Source organism: Croceitalea sp. MTPC5 (genome assembly GCF_036985505.1).
Classification (GTDB): domain Bacteria; phylum Bacteroidota; class Bacteroidia; order Flavobacteriales; family Flavobacteriaceae; genus Croceitalea.
On record NZ_BTGQ01000002.1, the window covers coordinates 218,776 to 237,581 of the forward strand.

Consider the following 18,806-nt stretch of genomic DNA (forward strand, 5'->3'; position numbering starts at 1 on the left):
AATTCACCGCCCTGACCAAGGTTGGGGCGGCATCAATCAAAAAACGAACAATCATGAATTCAGAACAATCAGGGGTTATGCCCCAATCTTTCTATGACCTCAAGGGTGTGCCCAAATGGCGTTGGTACCTGATGAAAACCTTTTATGCTTTTGTGTTTTTAGTATTCGGATATCAGATGTGGTCATCAATTATTACTGAAACCGAACTTTTAGATCCCCTGGAAGCAGTCGCTTACAGTTTTTGGGCAGCTTATGCTACATTGATGGGGTTTGGTATTCGCTATCCCCTTAAGATGATACCCCTGCTTTTGTTGCAACTGTTTTACAAAACCCTGTGGTTGATTATTGCATATTTACCGCTAAAAGCAGCAGGAAGCCTCAACGATACCGCCCTTGAACTCTATAATGCCAATGGCATGGGAGCATTATTGGATATCATAGTTATCCCTTGGGGCTATGTGTACCGCAACTATATAAAAACACTTTTTAAGCTTTCGTAACCAATACCATTACGTGTTAATCAAAAAACGAACAATTATGGATTCAAACCGTAAAATCGGGCGAACTATCGGGGCTCTCTTTCTTGTCATTATCGCAACGGGGGTTCCATCGAATATGTTTCGAGGCCTATCATCTTCATTGGCAAGAACACCAGAATTTTTACAGACCATCAATACACGAGCTTTAGAAATGCGTTTTGTAGTGCTACTTAGCTTTACCACCCATGTCATCTGGGTCATAGTCATAGGGCTATTGTATCCCTTGTTGAAAAAGTTCAGCCCTAAATTGGCTTTGGCTTTTTTGGCATTTTGGATTACCTCTTTTGCCATTGCCCTATTCGGAGACCTAAGTCACCTTTCCCTGATATCATTGGCAAAAGAGGCATTGCATTCATCGACCCACAATATCGAACAGTTTCAATTACTGGGTTTGGCCAAAGTGAAAGACTATTTATGGTCCCATTTTATGGTACTGATACTTTATAGTTCTTCAACCTTTTTGTTTTTCTATTATCTCTTCAAGACAAAAATGGTACCGCGTCTATTATCAGCTTGGGGCATGGTCGCCATGGTCATTGTTTTCACGGCAAGTTGGTTGAACGTTTTTGAACAATATGTGGGCATGTATCCCTTTTTCCATAATGGTCTGCATATGATGGTTTTCACGCTTTGGCTTTTGACCAAAGGATTTTCGAAAGGTAACAAGCTGCAAACCAATAGCTAAAGAACGTCATCAATCATCAATCAAAAAACGAACAATCATGAATTCAAACAAACAGGTAATCGAAACGGCTTCGGGCCTAACATCCCCATTCAACGAATTATTAAAGAACACGGCCATATTATGGTTCATCATGGCCGTAATCGGTCAATGGATTTTTGCCATTTATGTTGGTGCTTTCTATGGCGGCGCAGCTATACAGGGCGATTTTATGAAATGGAATCGTGTATTGCCCCATGGCTATGTTGAAGGTGAAACCATGGGCAATTTAGCTTCGGGCATTCACGTATTCCTTGCCATTGCTATTTTAGTCGGTGGACCACTACAGTTCATCCCAAAGATTAGAAATCGATTCAGCAAATTTCACCGTTTTAACGGACGCCTTTATTTCTTTACTGTACTACTGGTAAGCTTTAGCGGTGTTTTTATGGTTATTACCAAAGGTACTATCAGTGGTATTGTGGGTGATATCAGCATAAGCATCAACGCACTCCTCGTCTTTATTTTTGCCACGGTGGCATGGCGCAAGGCAATCGCCAAAAAATTTGTGGAACACGGTCAATGGGCATTTCGTTTATTTTTAGCGGCGAGCGGGGTTTGGTTCTTTAGAATAGGATTAATGTTCTGGCTAATGGTCATGGGCGGTCCTGTTGGTTTCGACCCAGAAACCTTTCAAGGACCTTTTTTGGTATTCTTGGGCTTTGGACAGTACCTTGTTCCATTAACGATCTATGAGTTTTATCTGAAATCAAAAAACGCACAAACCTTCGGCAAGCTCTCCATGGCCATTGGTCTTTTGCTCTGTACCCTCATTATGGCCACTGGCATATTTGCTGCTACTATGGATATGTGGTTACCTCGAATATAACCTGCTATTGCTTTAACTCTAATTTTTCGGCAAAGTAGTCACAGAAATCTTTCATGGTGGCGGTCATCTTTTCGTCTTGTGTGGCTTTCATAAAGGTGTCCGCCATGGTGACCAAGGTTTGGTGAAAAAAAATCTTCATTTCATCAACGGGCATATCTTTGGTCCATAAGTCAATTTTTAAGGACTCTTTGTTTTTGCTGTCCCATACCGAAAGCATCATCGCTTTGGCCGCCTCATTATCGATTCCACCATCTTCTGCCGACCAATTCAATTCTTCGGGTACCCGATTTTCATCTAGTCCAACTCTTAGGGTAATTTCTGAGGTATGTTCTACCGCCATTATTTTTTAGGTTTATAATTTGATTTTTTAAATATGATATCAGCAGGCAAATCCAATAGTTCGATCAAGGTGATTTTTGGGTTTCTTTCCATGAAGGCCTTCACGATTTTCCAACCAATGAACCTCCCCAGGCGCCCTGGGGATTCACTGTCCAGTTCTAATTGAAATTTAGAGAAGGGAGCTGGGTCTAAGAACCTGCGGTCCAGTTTTGAATCCGTGCTAAAAAGCAATTCACGTTCCACAAAATAGCGCCAAATCTGTTCTTCGTTGGTATTGGCCCATTCGATTTCCTCTTCGGTGTAATTAATTTTTTGTGCTTCACTATTTGAGGGTATCAGCAACTCCTTAATATATAGTTCTTTACCATAATAGACCATTCGTGAAAGAAAACTACGATTTCTAGGGTACCTGTTTATGGTCTTTGCGAAGGCACTGGCAATATCTGACATCAAAAATTTAGCATCCAGATTTTTTGCTACGTAGTTCGGAAGCCCTGCATAAAAACGATGTTCCCTACCGAGATAGTTGTCAAGGCCTACAAGTAATAGCGAATCCGTAAGTACTACCCTATTATCATATTGTACATCAGAGATGATGGTAACTACTTTCGGCAAGACATATTTCGGAAAATAATATTTGATGTGCTTGAAAAGTAAGTCCAGCTGCTGCTCTTGCTCCCCAAAATCGCCGAACCGCTGTTCTATTTCAGAATATATCTCGAGTTGTAAGGTGTCTGTCAAACGGGCTATCCAAACACTATCGGCATATTGCCTAGGAAACAAATAGGGAAATTTCTGCTTTAAATCGGGTATCGCATCGGCTTTGGACCTAACGAAGAGTTGATCAAAACGTATTACATCCAAATCAACAGGTATCTTGGCAACCGCTTTTTCCGTGGCGTCTTGTTCATTGCATGAAAATAATAACGCCATAAAGCCAAAAAGTAAAAAGAATTTGAGCTTCAACTTCATTTTTAATGAAACAGGGATTAATTTTACGAGGCACAAAGGTAAATTTTTGAACTTAAAAGAAAGCTATGCAAACTGAAAAGGTAATTGAACATATTGTGAACTGGTTAAAAGACTATGCGACCAACGCAAACATCAAGGGATTTGTGATTGGGGTCTCAGGAGGAATAGACTCTGCGGTAACCTCAACCCTTTGTGCGAGAACTGGACTAGACCTATTGTGCCTAGAGATGCCTATTCACCAGGGTAAAAATCAAGTAACCCGGGCCGATCGACACATTGCATGGCTTAAGAACAATTTTTCGAATGTGGAAAGACAGCCTGTAAACCTCACCCCGGTATTTGACAGTTTGGTGAATGCCCTGCCAAAAGTCGACAACGAAGAAGATCGTTTTATGTCGTTGGCCAATACCCGTGCAAGACTTCGTATGACAACGCTGTATTACTTTGCTGCCCTAAAGGGGTATTTAGTGGCAGGAACAGGAAACAAGGTGGAAGACTTTGGAGTGGGTTTCTATACCAAATATGGTGATGGAGGGGTCGATTTAAGCCCGATAGCCGATCTATTGAAATCGGAAGTCTATGAGATCGGCAAGGTTCTGGGTGTCAACCAAGACATTATCGAAGCTGCGCCTACAGACGGGTTATGGGGTGATAGCAGAACTGATGAAGACCAAATCGGAGCTAGTTATCCCGAATTGGAATGGGCCATGGCAATGGATGATGAAGGAAAGACATTAGAAGATTTTTCTGACAGAGAAAAAGAAGTATTTCGAATTTACAAAAGGCTAAATTCCCTCAACATGCATAAGATGATTCCTATACCCGTTTGTGAAATACCTGATTACCTAAAAGTTACCACTCAACGCTAAATTTAGCAGTTAAAACGAATAAAACCCTAAAAATTCTGTGGTTTTAAGAAAAAAGTTACACATTTGTCCCATGAATTGGTTACCTTGCCTTGCAGCTATTGTAAGCATTTAATTACTAAAACCATTTCAAAGAACAAATACAAAGTAAAATCTACCACAATGATCAATGTTTTTATTGCCGACAGTCATCCAATAGTAAGGCTTGGAATCAAACAAGTTCTAGACTCTACCTCTGATTTTAAGGTTATTGGTGATGCATCAACTACTACTGAGCTTTTTGAGGCTTTGGAAAAAGTCTCTCCTGATGTCGTTATGTTGGAGATGGACATCCCAGAAATCAATGGTATTGCCACACTCCGTAAAATAAAGCAAGATTTTCCCAGCACCAAGGTTTTAATGTACAGTGGGCAATCAGAAGATGTATATGCACTGAGTACGATAAGGGCCGGTGCATATGGGTATTTATCAAAAACCGCCGATGTTGACTATATCATCTCTGCGATTCGCAAAGTAGCTGAAGGTAATATGTTCATAACGAACGAATTAGCGCAAAGACTTGCCTTTGATGAAGGCACTCAAAAACCAAGAAGGTTTTTCAGAAAATTATCTACTAGGGAGGTGGAAGTATTGAAGCTATTGGCGAGCGGCAAACGAAACAAAGAGGTTGCAGAAGGCCTGAACCTGAACGAGAAAACAGTAAGTACGTACAAAGCGCGTTTAATGCGTAAATTGAACGTAGATAACTTAGTGGACCTATTGCAACAAGCAAAAGCATTGGAGCTTTATTAAGGTTTTACCCAAGACACTATAAAAACCCCATAAATAATGGGGTTTTTATATTTAAGACAAGACCCTGTTCAATTTTGCATTCAATAGCTTGTTCAATTGAAGGTAGTTTACAATTTCTTCCAACACTTCTGAATTATCCTCTTTTTCTTTTGTCTTTTCCTGTAGGGATGAAATTCTGTTCTTTATCAAGTTACATCGCAGGGTTAAAATGGTTTCACCGACCAGCTGCGCAATTCCATTCTCCTTATCCTTTGGGTAGATATCTTTTCGTTCCCAGTCATGCAGTATATATCGTTCTTCCTCCATTAGGATCGAAGATACTTGTTGTACGACGTTTTGGTCTAAGTCGGCAATAAAAGTATTGATGGAAAAATCATCAGACGCATTCAATCTTTCAATGATCTTATAATAAATGGTTTTAAAATCATCATTTGACAACTCCACTTCATCTTCTTGAAGATCTAAGTATATTTTCTCGTACACCTTTATCTCTATGGTCTCTGGTTCCAGCACCAAATCCCCTTCTTCATTTTCCTTCAACACCAAATCTTCGAACTCTTCTTTTTTATTCCCGTATAATAGTAACAATTCGATTATTTTTCGCTCAAGCTCGAATTGAACATCAACCTTTTCTATTACGGTGTTGCTTTTAACGACTTCGAAGGCTTTCTGTTCTTGCTTTTGTTTTTTAGCTGCTTCGTAAACCTCTTTTTTATCTATCTGAGCCAAGGTATTGTACAAGACCTCTTCTGAAATCTGCATTATCTTTGCACATTCTTGAATGTAGATTTCTTTTTGTATTCGGTCTGGTATTTTAGCGATACTGTTTACGATATCTCGAACCGTATCTGCCCTTTTAATCGGGTCATTGGCCGCTTCTTCGGCCAAAAGTGAGGTTTTGAACTGTATAAAATCTTTTGCGTTCGCTTGCAAATACGACACCACATCTTCAAGTGTATTGTTCTTCGCAAAACTATCGGGATCATCACCCTCAGGAAAGGAACATACTTTTACGTTCATTCCCTGTTCCAAAATCAAATCAATACCCCTAAGTGAAGCCCTTAACCCTGCCGCATCACCATCGAATAGAACGGTAATGTTCTTGGTAAGCCTATTGATCAGTCGAATCTGCTCGGGGGTCAATGCCGTGCCACTCGATGCCACTACATTGTGTATACCCCGCTGATGCATTTGAATTACATCGGTATAGCCTTCAACCAAATAACAATTGTCTTCTTTGGCGATGGCCTGTTTCGCAAAATAGATTCCATAGAGTACTTTACTCTTATGGTAAATATCGCTTTCGGGGGAGTTAAGGTATTTGGCCGCCTTTTTATCGTTGTTCAAAATTCGGCCGCCAAAACCGAGAACCCGACCGCTCATGGAATGTATAGGAAACATAACACGACCTTTAAAGCGGTCGAATTTTCTAACTTCACCTCCACTCTGTTCTTTAACAATGGTCAACCCTGTCTTTGACAAATAGTCTAATTGATATCCATCAGCGAGCGCGGTATCGGTAAAGGCGGTCCACTGGTCTGGGTTATACCCTAGAGCAAATTTTTTAATAATTTCATCGGTAAAGCCACGCTCTTTGAAATATGAAAGGCCAATGGCCTTGCCCAACTCAGATTGCCAGAGTGTTTTTATAAAATATTTTGAGGCGTACTCTGACACCAAATACATGCTTTCGCGCTCATTGGCCTGTTCTTTTTCTTCATCGGTCTTTTCGGTCTCCTCAATTTCAATATTATACTTCTTGGCTAAGTATCGAATAGCCTCTGGGTAGCCAAAGTGCTCATGCTCCATCAAAAAGGCCACCACATTGCCCCCTTTACCACTACTAAAATCTTTCCATATCTGTTTTACGGGTGAGACCATAAAACTAGGGGTACGCTCATCAGAAAAAGGACTCAAGCCCTTAAAATTGGAACCTGATTTCTTGAGCTGTACAAAATCACCAATGACCTCCTCTACACGGGCAGCCTCATATACTTGATCTATGGTGGTCTTTGAAATCATGTGCTTCGTTTCTTGGTCTGCAGAAAAGTTTAATTAAATTGGAACTTCAAATGTATCAATAAATATGATTCTTTTTTTTGGGACAAAGCCCGGCAAACCGATTACGAAAAGAATGCATGGTGTCCGTTGTGGCTATTGCAATCAACAAGATACCCTTTCGGCCAGGGAGCAACCGAATTATTTTCACCTATTTTGGATACCCTTATTCAAAATAGGAACATCCCGCTATGCGGAATGTTCCCATTGTAAACGTGTGTATTCCAAAGAAGAATTCCCTACTGAGATGAAAAAGGCATTAAGCAAAACTTAGTATCTACCACAACTACTTTGGCGAAGACCATCGTTATTTCCATTTCATCCTTAAAAAAGGTCACAAGTCGAATCGCAGCCCCAAAGAAATATTTCGTTGTTCGATAGCCGCATTTCTAAAAATCGGATTTAGATCATACTTCATATACAACTGAACACCACCGATCCCGGCATATGCGCTTAATCCATAGATCAAATCTGCGGTATTGTAATCCCGTTTCAACTTTTCTTTGATGCGATTACCATTTTCGGAATATTTTAATTTTTGACGGGTTCCAATATTGAATCCACCATAGCCACCAATACCAAGCCTAAAACTTTTATCAATGTTGTATCTAAAGGTTTTTTCGGTTTCTCGATACCTTGAGGGCCCAAATTCAAAATGGATTGGGAAAACCAGATTATCCATTCGTAATTTTGATTTGTTCAAGTCAAAGGCAAATTCTTGAAGTTCCGTTTGATCTCCATTCTCAACAAAAAATAGGTTACCCTCTGGTTTCAATCCATTAAACTGAAAAGAAAAGCCATAATTGAACCTCATAAAATTGGAATTCTTGAAAACACGGGTGCGCCATTGCCATCCTAATTCAAAAAACCGACTTCCTCCAATTCTGTATGGTGAGTCACTAAGGGACTCTCCTTCTATAATTGCATTATTAAGTCCAATGGTCAAAACAAAGTCAGAATAGGTTCTTCGATCATACTTTAATTCCCTTTTCCAACTTTTGGTACCAAAAATGAATTCCTCTGCCGGTTCACCATTGATTTCAATGCCTATTTGAATCTGATCTTCAACAATTGTATCATTCATAGAATCGTTTATCACCAGCCCTTCATTTCGTTCTAGCAAGGCGATGCGATTGTCAATTATGGCAATTCGGTCTTCAATGTTCAAGGCCCGCTTCTTGGCTGCTTCTTCTTTTAAGATTTTTGCTTCTTCTGCGGTAATCGCCCCTTTCGCCAACCTGTCGTTGATACTTTTCACCTCAATTTTCAAAGCATCCTTCTCTTGAGCGGTAATACGTGTTTTCTGCTTTTCTAATTTTTCTATTTTTCGCTGGTAATCAACTTCTTCTTGTGCCATCAAATTTTGACTTAAAAGCGTCAATAAAAAGACAACAAGCACTTTGGTAATTCTTCTCATGATGATTTTGGTTTTACGCCTATTCCCGCTTTCCCCGAAACGGGGAAAGCCATGAAAATAGACTTTGATTGATGAAATATTAATTATTACGATCTGCGACCGCAGTTCGCACTTTAAAGTAGCCTTCTTTTAACTTTTCGAACAGATGCCCTCTAAATGTTCGATCTAATTCGTCTTCGACATCTGCCAATAAAGCAGTAGCATCAACAGCTCCGCTCTCTTGAAATACCTTATTTGTCAGCAACTCCCTTTGTGCAGCAAAAAGCAAGGAGTCGACTTCCGTATTGGTAACCTCAATATTCCGTTCTTCCAATAAAGCGACTTCAGTCAGTACTTCGTTAAGTTTTTTATCAATGAGTTCTTTCGCTGCATGTCTATTTTCACTTTGGGGTACCGATATTTCCTTTTTGACTTCCTTATCAAAAACTATGGCAACCATTGACCCTACTTGATTACTGTCATTTTCATGACTGCCTATTGGTGTATTTGCCATTCCTTCTTCATTTTTTTCGGCCAATTCCGCCGCTTTCAAAATCTTGTCCTGTAATGCACCTTCAACTTCCAATGGTTTTGAGGTTTCGTCAATTTTAGTTTCTACTACATCAATCGGTAATTGCTCTTTTGGTGATTGTTCATTAAAATAGGCAATTGACAGTACCAACGCCGCAAATAAACCAGCTGCAATAGCAAGCCAATGGAATTTAATGACCTTAGGTTTTGAGGTAGGAACCAATTCTTCCTGAATTCTATTCCAAGCTTCTTCTGATGGGCGTATTTCCCTCGTTTGAAGCTTTTCTTTAATATATTTCTCTAACTTATTCATAACACTCAATTTCCTTTAGATGCCCTTCTTGGTAACATCTCCTTCAACTTTAAATTTGCTTGCAGCATTCTACGTGCCTTATACAACTGCGATTTTGAGGTGCCCTCTGATATATTCAACATCTCGGCAATTTCATGGTGTTTATATCCTTCAATGGCATAAAGCACAAAAACCATTTTATACCCTTCTGGCAAACTATCTATCAATTCTTGCACATGTTCAATATCAAGTGTCGACTCGATTTCTGAACCTACTGATTCGTTCTTCTCGAAGACTTCATCATCAAAAACGACAAATTGTTTTTTTCTCAGGTATGAGATACTTTCACGTATCATTATTCTACGGACCCAACCTTCAAAACTTCCCCTGTGTTCGAAAGTGTCCAGGTTTTTGAATACTTTCACAAACCCATTGACCATAACGTCTTCGGCAAATTGCAGATCGTTGATGTATTGCCGGCATACGCTTAACATCTTAGGTGCAAATCTGTCATAAATTGCACGTTGCGCATGTCGATTACCCGCGATTGCCTTTTTCAGCAGTTGCTTTTCATTCTGATATATCGAAATGATCTTCAATGGTTTTTGGTTTGTCTTCTATAAAGATAGACGAGGGTAGTTTCAAAAAGGTTGTCCCACACATGATTTTTTATCGTGAAAATACAATCCGCGAACAAAAAACCACCCTAATACATCATTTTTTGCGGTCTACAACGTAGTTGACCATAAGGGAAAGCGAAGCTTTATAAGGGGAATCAGGGTAAGTATTTAGCAACCCAAGGGCCTCGTCTTTAAACGCTAACATTTTATCTACTGCATATGTCAATCCGCCTTGTGACTTCACATAGGCTATGACCTCTTTGACCCGCTTTTTATCTTTGTTATGGTTTTTAATGGAATTGATCAACCAACGTTTTTTATCTTTTGAACTGGTATTCAGGGCGTATATCAAAGGTAGGGTCATTTTTTGCTCTTTAATATCGATACCTGTTGGTTTGCCGATACGTTCGCTACCATAGTCAAAAAGGTCATCCTTAATTTGAAAGGCCATTCCGCAAAGCTCCCCAAATCTTTTGAAAATACGTACTTCCTCAGAATCGGGTTTTACCGATGCCGCACCCATGCCACAACAAGCAGCAATCAGCGTAGCCGTTTTTTGTCTAATGATATCGTAATAGACTTCTTCGGTAATATCAAGCTTTCTGGCCTTTTCTATCTGAAGTAACTCCCCTTCACTCATTGATTTAACGGAATCGGATATGATTTGAAGCAAATCATGATCACCACGTTCCAAGGCAACCAGAAGTCCTTTTGAAAAAAGGTAATCGCCAACCAAGACCGCAATCTTATTCTTCCAAAGGGCATTTACCGAAAAAAAGCCGCGACGTTTATGACTATCATCCACGACATCATCGTGTACCAAACTCGCGGTATGGATGAGCTCAATTATCGAGGCACCAGTGTAGGTGCGCTCATTGATCTCACCGCCATTCAACAGCTTGGCCGTTAAAAAAACGAACATCGGGCGCATTTGTTTGCCCTTTCTATTTACAATGTAATAGGTAATACGATTGAAAAGTGCCACTTTTGAGGACATCGATTCTCGGAACTTATTTTCAAAAAGTTCCATTTCTTTTTCAATAGGCTCGCGTATTTGTGCAGCAACTTTCAACTAAGAGTACCCTTCTTTTTTAAGTTTGGATATCAAAAGTAGGTAAAAAGGTGTTCTTAATTATAGTGGTACAAAAGTTTTCGGTAGAAGTTATAAAACCACGGATTTAAAGTAATAGTAATACTTTTTGTTACGATTTATTGGCCAATTGACCACAGGCCGCATCAATATCCTTCCCCCTGGATCTACGAACCGTAACCGTTATTCCATTTGCCTCTAAAACTTGTTGATACATGGCAATGGCCTTACTAGTGGCTTGCTGAAATTCACCGTCATCGATAGGGTTGTATTCGATGATGTTAACCTTTGATGGTGCAAATCGGCAAAACCTTACCAAAGCATCAACGTCTTGTTGTGTATCGTTAATACCATTCCAGACTACATATTCATAGGTAATCCTATTTTTTGTTTTCGCGTACCAATATTGCAAGGCATCCCTCAGATCCTTCAATGGAAAATGTTCGTTAAAGGGCATAATACTGGTTCGAACCTCATCTATGGCGGAATGTAATGAAACCGCAAGATTGAATTTGACCTGTTCATCGGCCATCTTCTTTATCATCTTCGGGACCCCTGAGGTAGAAACGGTAATTCTTTTGGGGGACATACCCAATCCTTCTTTTGAAGTAATCTTTTCTATGGATTTCAGAACATTATTATAATTCATCAAAGGTTCCCCCATACCCATAAAAACGATATTGCTCAATGGCCTTTCAAAATACAGACGACTTTCATTATCGATTGCGACAACTTGATCATAAATCTCATCGGGATTTAGGTTTCGCATTCGCTTAAGTCTGGACGTAGCGCAGAACTTACAATCTAAACTACAACCTACTTGACTTGAAACACAGGCTGTTGTTCTAGTTTCAGTTGGTATCAAAACAGATTCAACAATAAGACCGTCATGCAACCGAACTGCATTTTTTATGGTACCATCATTGCTGCGCTGCATTTGGTCCACTTTGATATGGTTGATGACAAAATGCCCTTCAAGCATCTCACGGGTTTTTTTCGACAAGTTGGTCATCCCCTCAAAAGAATGGGCTGATTTTTGCCATAACCACTCATAGACCTGGTTACCACGAAAAGCTTTATCGCCCATAGAAACAAAGAAATCCCTAAGCTGTTCTTTAGTGAGTGCCCGAATATCTTTTTTCGTCTTTTCCATTAACGCAAAGGTAAGGCAATAAAAAACCCCGACTAAAGTCAGGATTTTTTTAGGGCTATTTTTTCTGTACACATTGAAGAACGGTTTACACCACCCCGCTCCAAACTATTGGAAAACTAAAGTATCAACATAGCATCACCGTACGAGTAGAAACGGTACTGCTCTAAAATCGCTTGCTTGTACGCCTTTTTCATCAAATCGTGACCTACAAACGCAGAAATCATCATCAACAAGGTCGATTTCGGCAGATGGAAGTTCGTCACCATACAATTGGCAATACTAAAATCATATGGAGGGAAAATAAATTTATTGGTCCATCCTTCAAAAGTATTTAGTTGGTGATCGGATGAAACAGCGCTTTCCAAACCTCGCATTACCGTCGTTCCAACGGCGCAGACCTTTCTTTTATTGGCTTTGGCCCCATTAACGATTTCCGTTGCTTTTTCGTCAATCACCAATTCTTCGCTATCCATTTTATGCTTTGATAAATCTTCTACCTCAACCGGATTAAAAGTACCCAAGCCGACGTGAAGTGTTACCTCTGCAAAATCAACACCTTTGATCTCTAACCTTTTCAAGAGATGTTTTGAAAAGTGAAGACCAGCCGTAGGTGCAGCAACCGCTCCTTCATGCTTGGCGTAAATGGTCTGATATCGTTCTTCATCTTCTGGGGTCACATCCCTTTTGATATATTTCGGTAATGGGGTCTCACCAAGCTCCCTTAGTTTTCTTCTGAAATCAGTATACGAACCGTCATATAGAAAGCGGAGGGTTCTACCTCTGGAAGTCGTGTTGTCAATAACCTCAGCAACCAAACTCTCATCTTCGCCGAAATACAGTTTATTTCCAATCCTTATTTTTCGTGCCGGATCTACTAGAACATCCCAAAGACGTTGCTCTTCATTTAGCTCCCGTAACAAGAAAACCTCGATTCTAGCCCCTGTTTTTTCTTTATTGCCATATAATCTAGCGGGAAAAACCTTGGTGTTATTCAATACCATGACATCGCCTTCATCAAAATACTCAATCAAATCTTTGAACATGCGATGCTCAATTTTTCCAGTTTCACGGTGGATAACCATTAGTTTGGACTCATCGCGGTTTTCTGCTGGATATTCAGCCAATAATTCTTTAGGAAGTTCAAAATTGAAGTTGGATAATTTCATGAAAGCAGTTTTGTTTTAAAGGTGGCAAATATACAATCTGCGAATAGGGGTTGTCAAGTAAATACACATTTAATTCAACCCTAAACCCCTTTCACTATCATGCCTAGGGTTTTCATGTCTTTCCAAAAGTCAGGATAGGATTTTGAAACGACCCCGGCATCGTTGATATATACGTCGGTTTTTAGTGCAATTGGAGCAAAAGCCATTGCCATTCTATGGTCATTATAGGTATCGATGGACACGTTAGACGTAATAGTATCGCTTGATTCAAGGCTAAGACTATCGGCTGATATACTCACTTCGGCACCCATTTTCTTCAGTTCTGTCTTCATTGCCGCCAAGCGATCTGTTTCTTTGATAGGCAAGGTGTGAAGTCCGCCCAAACGACACGCAATACCTAGGCCAAAACATGTTACCGCAATAGTTTGCGCAATATCGGGTGCATTGCTAAGATCTAAGATAATCGTTGATTTTTTGAAATCCGTTTCCTTTTTGAGGATGACACCGTGATTTGAAAATGTGGTTTTTACTCCAAAATCCTCATAAATGTCGGCGAGCACACTATCACCTTGCAAGGAGTTCTGTTTGTAGGCCGTTAACTTGATTTCACTACCTACCTCGGCCATTGCCACAATACTATAAAAATAACTTGCCGCGCTCCAATCAGATTCCACAACCAAGGCCTTATCCGCTATTTTCGCCATAGGATGTACCTTGATATGGTTACCCTCGAATTCAGTATTAACACCGATCTCATCTAAAAGTGCCAAGGTCATTTTTATATAGGGAACCGAAGTGATTTTACCCACGAGATCCAGTTCTAGGCCATTTTCTAAACTGGGGGCGACCAAAAGCAGCGAAGAGATGTATTGACTGCTTATGTTAGCGGGCAAGGAAACCTTTTGTTTTTTCAGTGTCTTTCCCTTTATTCTTAAGGGTGGATACCCTTCAGTTCCCGCATAGGAAATATCAGCACCTAATTCACGTAATGCCTCGACCAGCACCTTTATTGGCCGCTCTTTCATACGAGGTGAACCCGTCAGCAATACATTCTTATTTTCGCAGCTCGCAAAGTAAGACGTCAAAAAGCGCATGGCCGTACCCGCGTGATGAATATCAACATCACCATCAGAAATGGCCAACCCCTTTTGCATGACCTTTGCATCATCGGAATTGGAAAGGTTCTTTAGTTTTAAATTCGGAAAAAGCGCCTGCAGCAATAAGAGTCTATTGGTCTCGCTCTTCGATCCCGTAATCTGTACCGAGGCATTTATGTAACCCTTTTCAAGTTTAGAAAGATGGAGTTTCAATTCGTTGGTTTTAGCAAACTTCAAAGCTAAAGAAAACCCTCATAAACTTCGATTAGAGAAACGTTTAAATTACAACTATTTGAGTTTTTTATTGTTGTGGTGGCGATCGTGGTCACGTTTGGCCTTTAAATCCAACTTTTTTTCAAAAGCCTGTTGTAAATCCACATCGGTTTGGTTCGCCAGACAGAGTACCACAAAGAGAACGTCAGCAAGCTCTTCCCCTAAATCTTTGTCCTTATCAGATTCTTTCTCACTTTGTTCGCCATAACGTCGCGCAATAATTCGGGCTACCTCACCAACCTCTTCGGTAAGTTGCGCCATATTGGTGAGCTCATTAAAATAGCGTACCCCGTGATTTTTGATCCACTCATCAACTGCTTTTTGGGCGTTCTCTATGTTCATTATTCCCTATTTTTAGTATCAATGATGATGGTAACCGGACCATCATTCAATAATTCCACTTTCATATCGGCACCGAATACCCCGGTCCCTACCTTCTTACCCAAATCTGTCTCAATTTGAGCAATAAACTTTTCATACATCGGTATGGCAAATATTGGTTTGGCAGCTTTAAGATATGAGGGGCGATTGCCTTTTTTTGTGCTTGCATGCAACGTAAACTGACTCACGATAATAGCCTGACCCTCAACCTGAATCAATGATTGGTTCATAATACCTTCATCGTCATTGAATATTCTGAGATTGGTGATTTTCTTTGACAACCATGTAATATCTTCGTCGGTATCAGCATCTTCAATCCCCAAAAGAATCAAAAGACCATAACTTATTTTAGAAACTATCGCACCTTCAACCGCAACCTCAGCTTGTGATACCCTTTGAATAACTGCCCGCATCAATTGTCTTTATAAATGTCAAACCTATAATTTTCATCTTCACCCAAAACCATTTGAACATAGCTTCGATACCTACTAAATGCGACACTGTCTTCTTCTAAAGCCATTTTTACGGCGCATTTGGGTTCATCTAAATGAATACAGTTGTTAAACTTACACTGTGGTTTCAATTTAAAAAACTCTGGAAAATAATCCCCTATTTCATCTTTTTCCATGTCGACGATTCCGAAACCACGTATTCCGGGGGTGTCAATTATCCTGGCCCCAAAAGAAAGATCGTACATCTCGGCAAAGGTTGTGGTATGCTGGCCCTGTAAGTGTTGCTCAGAAATTTCGGCCGTCTTTAATTTCAAACCTTTTTCCAATGTATTGACCAAGGTAGATTTACCTACACCGGAATTGCCTGAGAACATACTCGTTTTTCCTTTCATGAGTATTTTTACCTTATCCACATTTTCGCCCGTTTTGGCGGATAACTTAATACACTGATAGCCTATCGCAGTATACAACTTAAATAAATCGTCGATTTCGTTCTGCTCTTCGTCGGTATACACATCCAATTTATTGAACACGATGATTACCGGTATTTCATAAGCTTCTGCGGTGACTAAAAAACGATCTATAAAACTGGTATAGGTTTTAGGGTTGTTCAACGTTACCAATAAAAATACCTGATCTAAATTGACCGCTATGATATGGGTTTGTTTTGATAGGTTGACCGATTTACGTATGATATAGTTTTTTCGGTCTTTTATCTGTGATATGACGCCTATTTCTTCGTCCCCCTTCTTCTCTAAATCGAATATGACCCTATCACCTACTGCTATAGGATTGGTGCTTTTGATACCCTTAATACGAAACTTTCCTTTTATGCGGCATTCATAGAAATCCCCGGCATCCGATTTGACCGTATACCAGCTTCCGGTCGATTTATACACTATTCCCTGCATTAAACAGCCTGTTGATAACATTCCATACAATAACAAAGAAACAACTTTCTTTTTTTAACATTTTATAGTATTATTGATTTGAATAATCAAAAATCAACTATAAAATGAAATTCAAACACGTAATCGTAACTTTTATCTGCTGCTCTTTTTTCAGTGTCTTGACCGCACAAGAGGTCATCACCAATGAAAGTGTTATTCAAATGATGGAATTGGGTTTTGATGATGCCATGATCATTGATAAAATTTACACCTCGGATGTAAAATTCGATGCCACTATTGCAGGACTCGGCAAATTGAAAAAAGCTGGCGCATCTTCAGAGGTACTTTCGTTAATCATGGAGAAATCAAAACAGAACACCAAATCTAAAACCGGTATCTATTTTGTTAATGAAGATGGGGAAGATGAATTGATTCAACCCGCTGTTTTTTCAGGAACCAACAACAATCAAGTAGCTCAAAAGCTTGTCTCTGGCCTTATAAATTCAAAACAGAAAGCGAGATTACCAAGAACCCAATCAAATAATGTCATTAATACTGATAGACCCGAATTTACATTCATATTCAATCCGGCGACCACGGAAGTCGATAACTTACAAAATACACAGGGAAGCCAAGCTGGTTTGTTAAACTGGTGGTTTAGGGTCGCCAGCAACCCCAATGAGTTTGTATTGGTCAAACTTAAAGTAAAAGAGCGACAAAACCTTCGAGAGGTCATCACCGGAAAGAGCAGTTGGATTTCAAGTAGTAGTGGGGTAGACCCAAAACTTGCCATAGGTTTTGATATTGAAGAGATCGAGGGTAATAAGTTCAAAGTAACCCCTACTTCACTCGAACCAGGGGAATACGCTTTCTTATATCAAGGCCAAGTACCACAGGGCAGACAAAATCAATCCGTATTTGACTTTTCAATACAATAAAAGATAACCAATAGTGTTCAACTCTTAAAAGCCTTCGAAAAAGCGAAGGCTTTTTTGTTATTCAATAATCTTATAACGACTAAAGCTCTAAAACTATTCAATAATCAAATTTAATTCCGTCATGAAAAAATTAGTTCTATTTGTTTTTTTAATACTACTTGGAGCCCATGATATGTACGCCCAAGAATTCAAGGTAATCACAAGTGTCGAATCAATTGTACCCAATGGGTTGGGAAGATCCCGTATTATCAATGCACTAGAGGATAAAGATTATCAAGAATATACCAGCGTTCAAACCGATGAAGATAATACCAGGAACAAATCAAAAAGAAAGGACATTCGTGTGAAAAATTTTGAAGAGACCAAACTTTTGAATTTTTATAATTTAGGGGGAATACGCTTTCAAAATATTGCTGCCAACGATGCCCTATTGACCTCTATGATCAATGATATGGTGGCAAATGGATGGGAGTTGGCTTTTGTAACCAGTGCAGTTGAAAGTGACGGAGGCAAACCTGATGGTAAAGGTATTTTCATTACCCGCTATATTTTCAAGAAATAAAAACTACATAAAAAAGCCTCAACCATTATAGTGGATTGAGGCTTTTATCTATGCAGATATTTATCGAAACCTACTCTACGATTTTCACCCGGCCACCTACAAAGGTTTTCTTATTGACTTCTTTAGGTTGGCCATAAACAACAACATCACCCCCGGCCTTTACGTTAACGTCCACTTTATCAGAAGCGAATACCTCTGCTTCACCCCCTGCTGATATTTTCACATCTGAAACAATGGTTTTCAAATCACGGCCTTCAAAAATACCACCGGTATTTAGCACTACCGTTTGATTTTCGGCTAAACCGGAAGCTTCTACAATACCCCCTGTTACAGCTCGAATCTCAGCGACGGCCACATCCATTCCAATAGTAATTCGTGCCCCCTCTTGTGCCCTCAATTCTATTTTGGCCTTATTGACCATTTCATTACAGGTGATTTGCGCACCTTCATTGGCATCTATAACATCAATATCCTTGTAATATACCTCGATAAAGGTATCTTCACCAGTGAATTTTCTATCCAGTTGCATTCGTAATTTCAAGACGCCATCTTTATTGGTCCATTTGATGTCATCCGTATTTCTTCCTTTGACGATAATTCGGTTTTCGTCAGATTGAATCAAATTAACTTCAATCAAATCAAAAACCTTGATCTTATCAAAATCCCCGACTTCGCGGTCAATGGTTCTTTGGCCAACCATGGCCAATGTAAATAATGCAAAACAAAAGGTAGTTATTGATTTCATAATAGGTGTTTTTCGTTGTACAAAAGATGAAATGAATTTCAGATTGTTACAGTACAGCATGAAAAAAGTCATTTTGAACAATGTATGTAGCCAAGAATCCTTAG

At 39.6% G+C, this 18,806-nt stretch carries 22 protein-coding genes; 8 read left to right on the top strand and 14 right to left on the bottom strand.

The window, feature by feature from the left end; all coding sequences use genetic code 11:
• Nucleotides 1-53 precede the first annotated feature (53 nt).
• Genes AACM45_RS06150 through AACM45_RS06160 form a run of 3 tightly spaced genes read left to right on the top strand, consistent with a single transcriptional unit; the run spans nucleotide 54 to nucleotide 2,089 of the window.
• Nucleotides 54-500, top strand: coding sequence for a hypothetical protein (locus tag AACM45_RS06150; RefSeq protein WP_339141437.1), 447 nt, complete (start codon nucleotides 54-56; stop codon nucleotides 498-500).
• Between the two features lie 37 nt (nucleotides 501-537).
• Nucleotides 538-1,224, top strand: coding sequence for a DUF4386 domain-containing protein (locus AACM45_RS06155; RefSeq protein ID WP_339141438.1), 687 nt, complete (start codon nucleotides 538-540; stop codon nucleotides 1,222-1,224).
• Between the two features lie 37 nt (nucleotides 1,225-1,261).
• On the top strand, nucleotides 1,262-2,089 hold the full coding sequence (locus AACM45_RS06160; protein ID WP_339141439.1) for a DUF2306 domain-containing protein: 828 nt from the start codon (nucleotides 1,262-1,264) through the stop codon (nucleotides 2,087-2,089).
• A gap of 4 nt (nucleotides 2,090-2,093) precedes the next feature.
• Here AACM45_RS06160 and gldC read toward each other — a convergent pair whose 3' ends face one another.
• Nucleotides 2,094-2,429, bottom strand: coding sequence for a gliding motility protein GldC (gene gldC, locus AACM45_RS06165; RefSeq protein WP_339141440.1), 336 nt, complete (start codon nucleotides 2,427-2,429; stop codon nucleotides 2,094-2,096).
• Nucleotides 2,429-3,400 (bottom strand): gliding motility lipoprotein GldB, encoded by a 972-nt coding sequence (gldB, locus tag AACM45_RS06170; protein ID WP_339141441.1) that lies wholly within the window; start codon nucleotides 3,398-3,400, stop codon nucleotides 2,429-2,431. The genes gldC and gldB overlap by 1 nt, the downstream gene beginning before the upstream one ends.
• Before the next feature lie 65 nt (nucleotides 3,401-3,465).
• On the opposite strand from gldB, the gene nadE reads away from it, so the two are divergent.
• Both nadE and AACM45_RS06180 read left to right on the top strand, forming a co-directional pair.
• Nucleotides 3,466-4,269: an NAD(+) synthase gene (nadE, locus tag AACM45_RS06175; protein WP_339141442.1), complete on the top strand. Its 804-nt coding sequence runs from the start codon at nucleotides 3,466-3,468 to the stop codon at nucleotides 4,267-4,269.
• A 159-nt stretch (nucleotides 4,270-4,428) separates the two neighbouring features.
• Nucleotides 4,429-5,058: a response regulator transcription factor gene (locus AACM45_RS06180; RefSeq protein ID WP_339141444.1), complete on the top strand. Its 630-nt coding sequence runs from the start codon at nucleotides 4,429-4,431 to the stop codon at nucleotides 5,056-5,058.
• Nucleotides 5,059-5,109: 51 nt separating this feature from the next.
• On the opposite strand, the gene dnaG is transcribed toward AACM45_RS06180, so the two are convergent.
• Nucleotides 5,110-7,080, bottom strand: a complete 1,971-nt coding sequence (gene dnaG / locus AACM45_RS06185) for a DNA primase (RefSeq protein WP_339141445.1) — start codon at nucleotides 7,078-7,080, stop codon at nucleotides 5,110-5,112.
• A 112-nt stretch (nucleotides 7,081-7,192) separates the two neighbouring features.
• Here dnaG and AACM45_RS06190 point away from each other — a divergent pair, with 112 nt between their 5' ends.
• A complete protein-coding gene (locus AACM45_RS06190) occupies nucleotides 7,193-7,390 on the top strand; it encodes a zinc-ribbon domain-containing protein (RefSeq protein ID WP_339142379.1) in 198 nt (65 codons plus the stop codon).
• Nucleotides 7,391-7,450: 60 nt separating this feature from the next.
• Here AACM45_RS06190 and AACM45_RS06195 read toward each other — a convergent pair whose 3' ends face one another.
• The 10 genes from AACM45_RS06195 to rsgA form a co-directional block, all read right to left on the bottom strand.
• The gene (locus AACM45_RS06195; protein ID WP_339141447.1) at nucleotides 7,451-8,533 is read right to left on the bottom strand and encodes a hypothetical protein; all 1,083 of its coding nucleotides are present in this window, start codon (nucleotides 8,531-8,533) and stop codon (nucleotides 7,451-7,453) included.
• A gap of 79 nt (nucleotides 8,534-8,612) precedes the next feature.
• Entirely contained in the window at nucleotides 8,613-9,356 is a 744-nt protein-coding gene (locus AACM45_RS06200) for a hypothetical protein (RefSeq protein ID WP_339141449.1), read from the bottom strand.
• Between the two features lie 5 nt (nucleotides 9,357-9,361).
• A complete protein-coding gene (locus AACM45_RS06205) occupies nucleotides 9,362-9,934 on the bottom strand; it encodes an RNA polymerase sigma factor (protein WP_339141451.1) in 573 nt (190 codons plus the stop codon).
• Nucleotides 9,935-10,049: 115 nt separating this feature from the next.
• Nucleotides 10,050-11,027, bottom strand: a complete 978-nt coding sequence (locus tag AACM45_RS06210; protein WP_339141453.1) for a polyprenyl synthetase family protein — start codon at nucleotides 11,025-11,027, stop codon at nucleotides 10,050-10,052.
• A gap of 130 nt (nucleotides 11,028-11,157) precedes the next feature.
• On the bottom strand, nucleotides 11,158-12,198 hold the full coding sequence (gene rlmN, locus AACM45_RS06215; RefSeq protein ID WP_339141455.1) for a 23S rRNA (adenine(2503)-C(2))-methyltransferase RlmN: 1,041 nt from the start codon (nucleotides 12,196-12,198) through the stop codon (nucleotides 11,158-11,160).
• 116 nt (nucleotides 12,199-12,314) lie between these two features.
• Nucleotides 12,315-13,364, bottom strand: coding sequence for a tRNA preQ1(34) S-adenosylmethionine ribosyltransferase-isomerase QueA (queA, locus tag AACM45_RS06220; protein ID WP_339141456.1), 1,050 nt, complete (start codon nucleotides 13,362-13,364; stop codon nucleotides 12,315-12,317).
• 80 nt (nucleotides 13,365-13,444) lie between these two features.
• Complete coding sequence (locus AACM45_RS06225; RefSeq protein WP_339141457.1) at nucleotides 13,445-14,674, bottom strand: 3-phosphoshikimate 1-carboxyvinyltransferase; 1,230 nt, start codon at nucleotides 14,672-14,674, stop codon at nucleotides 13,445-13,447.
• 75 nt (nucleotides 14,675-14,749) lie between these two features.
• Entirely contained in the window at nucleotides 14,750-15,076 is a 327-nt protein-coding gene (locus AACM45_RS06230; protein ID WP_339141459.1) for a nucleotide pyrophosphohydrolase, read from the bottom strand.
• Nucleotides 15,076-15,528 carry a D-aminoacyl-tRNA deacylase gene (gene dtd, locus AACM45_RS06235; RefSeq protein WP_339141462.1) on the bottom strand — a complete coding sequence of 151 codons (453 nt, stop codon included), beginning with the start codon at nucleotides 15,526-15,528 and terminating at the stop codon, nucleotides 15,076-15,078. Before dtd ends, AACM45_RS06230 begins: the two co-directional genes overlap by 1 nt.
• On the bottom strand, nucleotides 15,528-16,478 hold the full coding sequence (gene rsgA / locus AACM45_RS06240) for a ribosome small subunit-dependent GTPase A (protein WP_339141463.1): 951 nt from the start codon (nucleotides 16,476-16,478) through the stop codon (nucleotides 15,528-15,530). The genes dtd and rsgA overlap by 1 nt, the downstream gene beginning before the upstream one ends.
• Nucleotides 16,479-16,582: 104 nt before the next feature.
• On the opposite strand from rsgA, the gene AACM45_RS06245 reads away from it, so the two are divergent.
• On the top strand, nucleotides 16,583-17,395 hold the full coding sequence (locus AACM45_RS06245) for a hypothetical protein (protein WP_339141464.1): 813 nt from the start codon (nucleotides 16,583-16,585) through the stop codon (nucleotides 17,393-17,395).
• A 121-nt stretch (nucleotides 17,396-17,516) separates the two neighbouring features.
• Nucleotides 17,517-17,957, top strand: coding sequence for a hypothetical protein (locus AACM45_RS06250; protein WP_339141465.1), 441 nt, complete (start codon nucleotides 17,517-17,519; stop codon nucleotides 17,955-17,957).
• Between the two features lie 70 nt (nucleotides 17,958-18,027).
• On the opposite strand, the gene AACM45_RS06255 is transcribed toward AACM45_RS06250, so the two are convergent.
• On the bottom strand, nucleotides 18,028-18,702 hold the full coding sequence (locus tag AACM45_RS06255; protein ID WP_339141467.1) for a head GIN domain-containing protein: 675 nt from the start codon (nucleotides 18,700-18,702) through the stop codon (nucleotides 18,028-18,030).
• Between the last annotated feature and the right edge of the window lie 104 nt (nucleotides 18,703-18,806).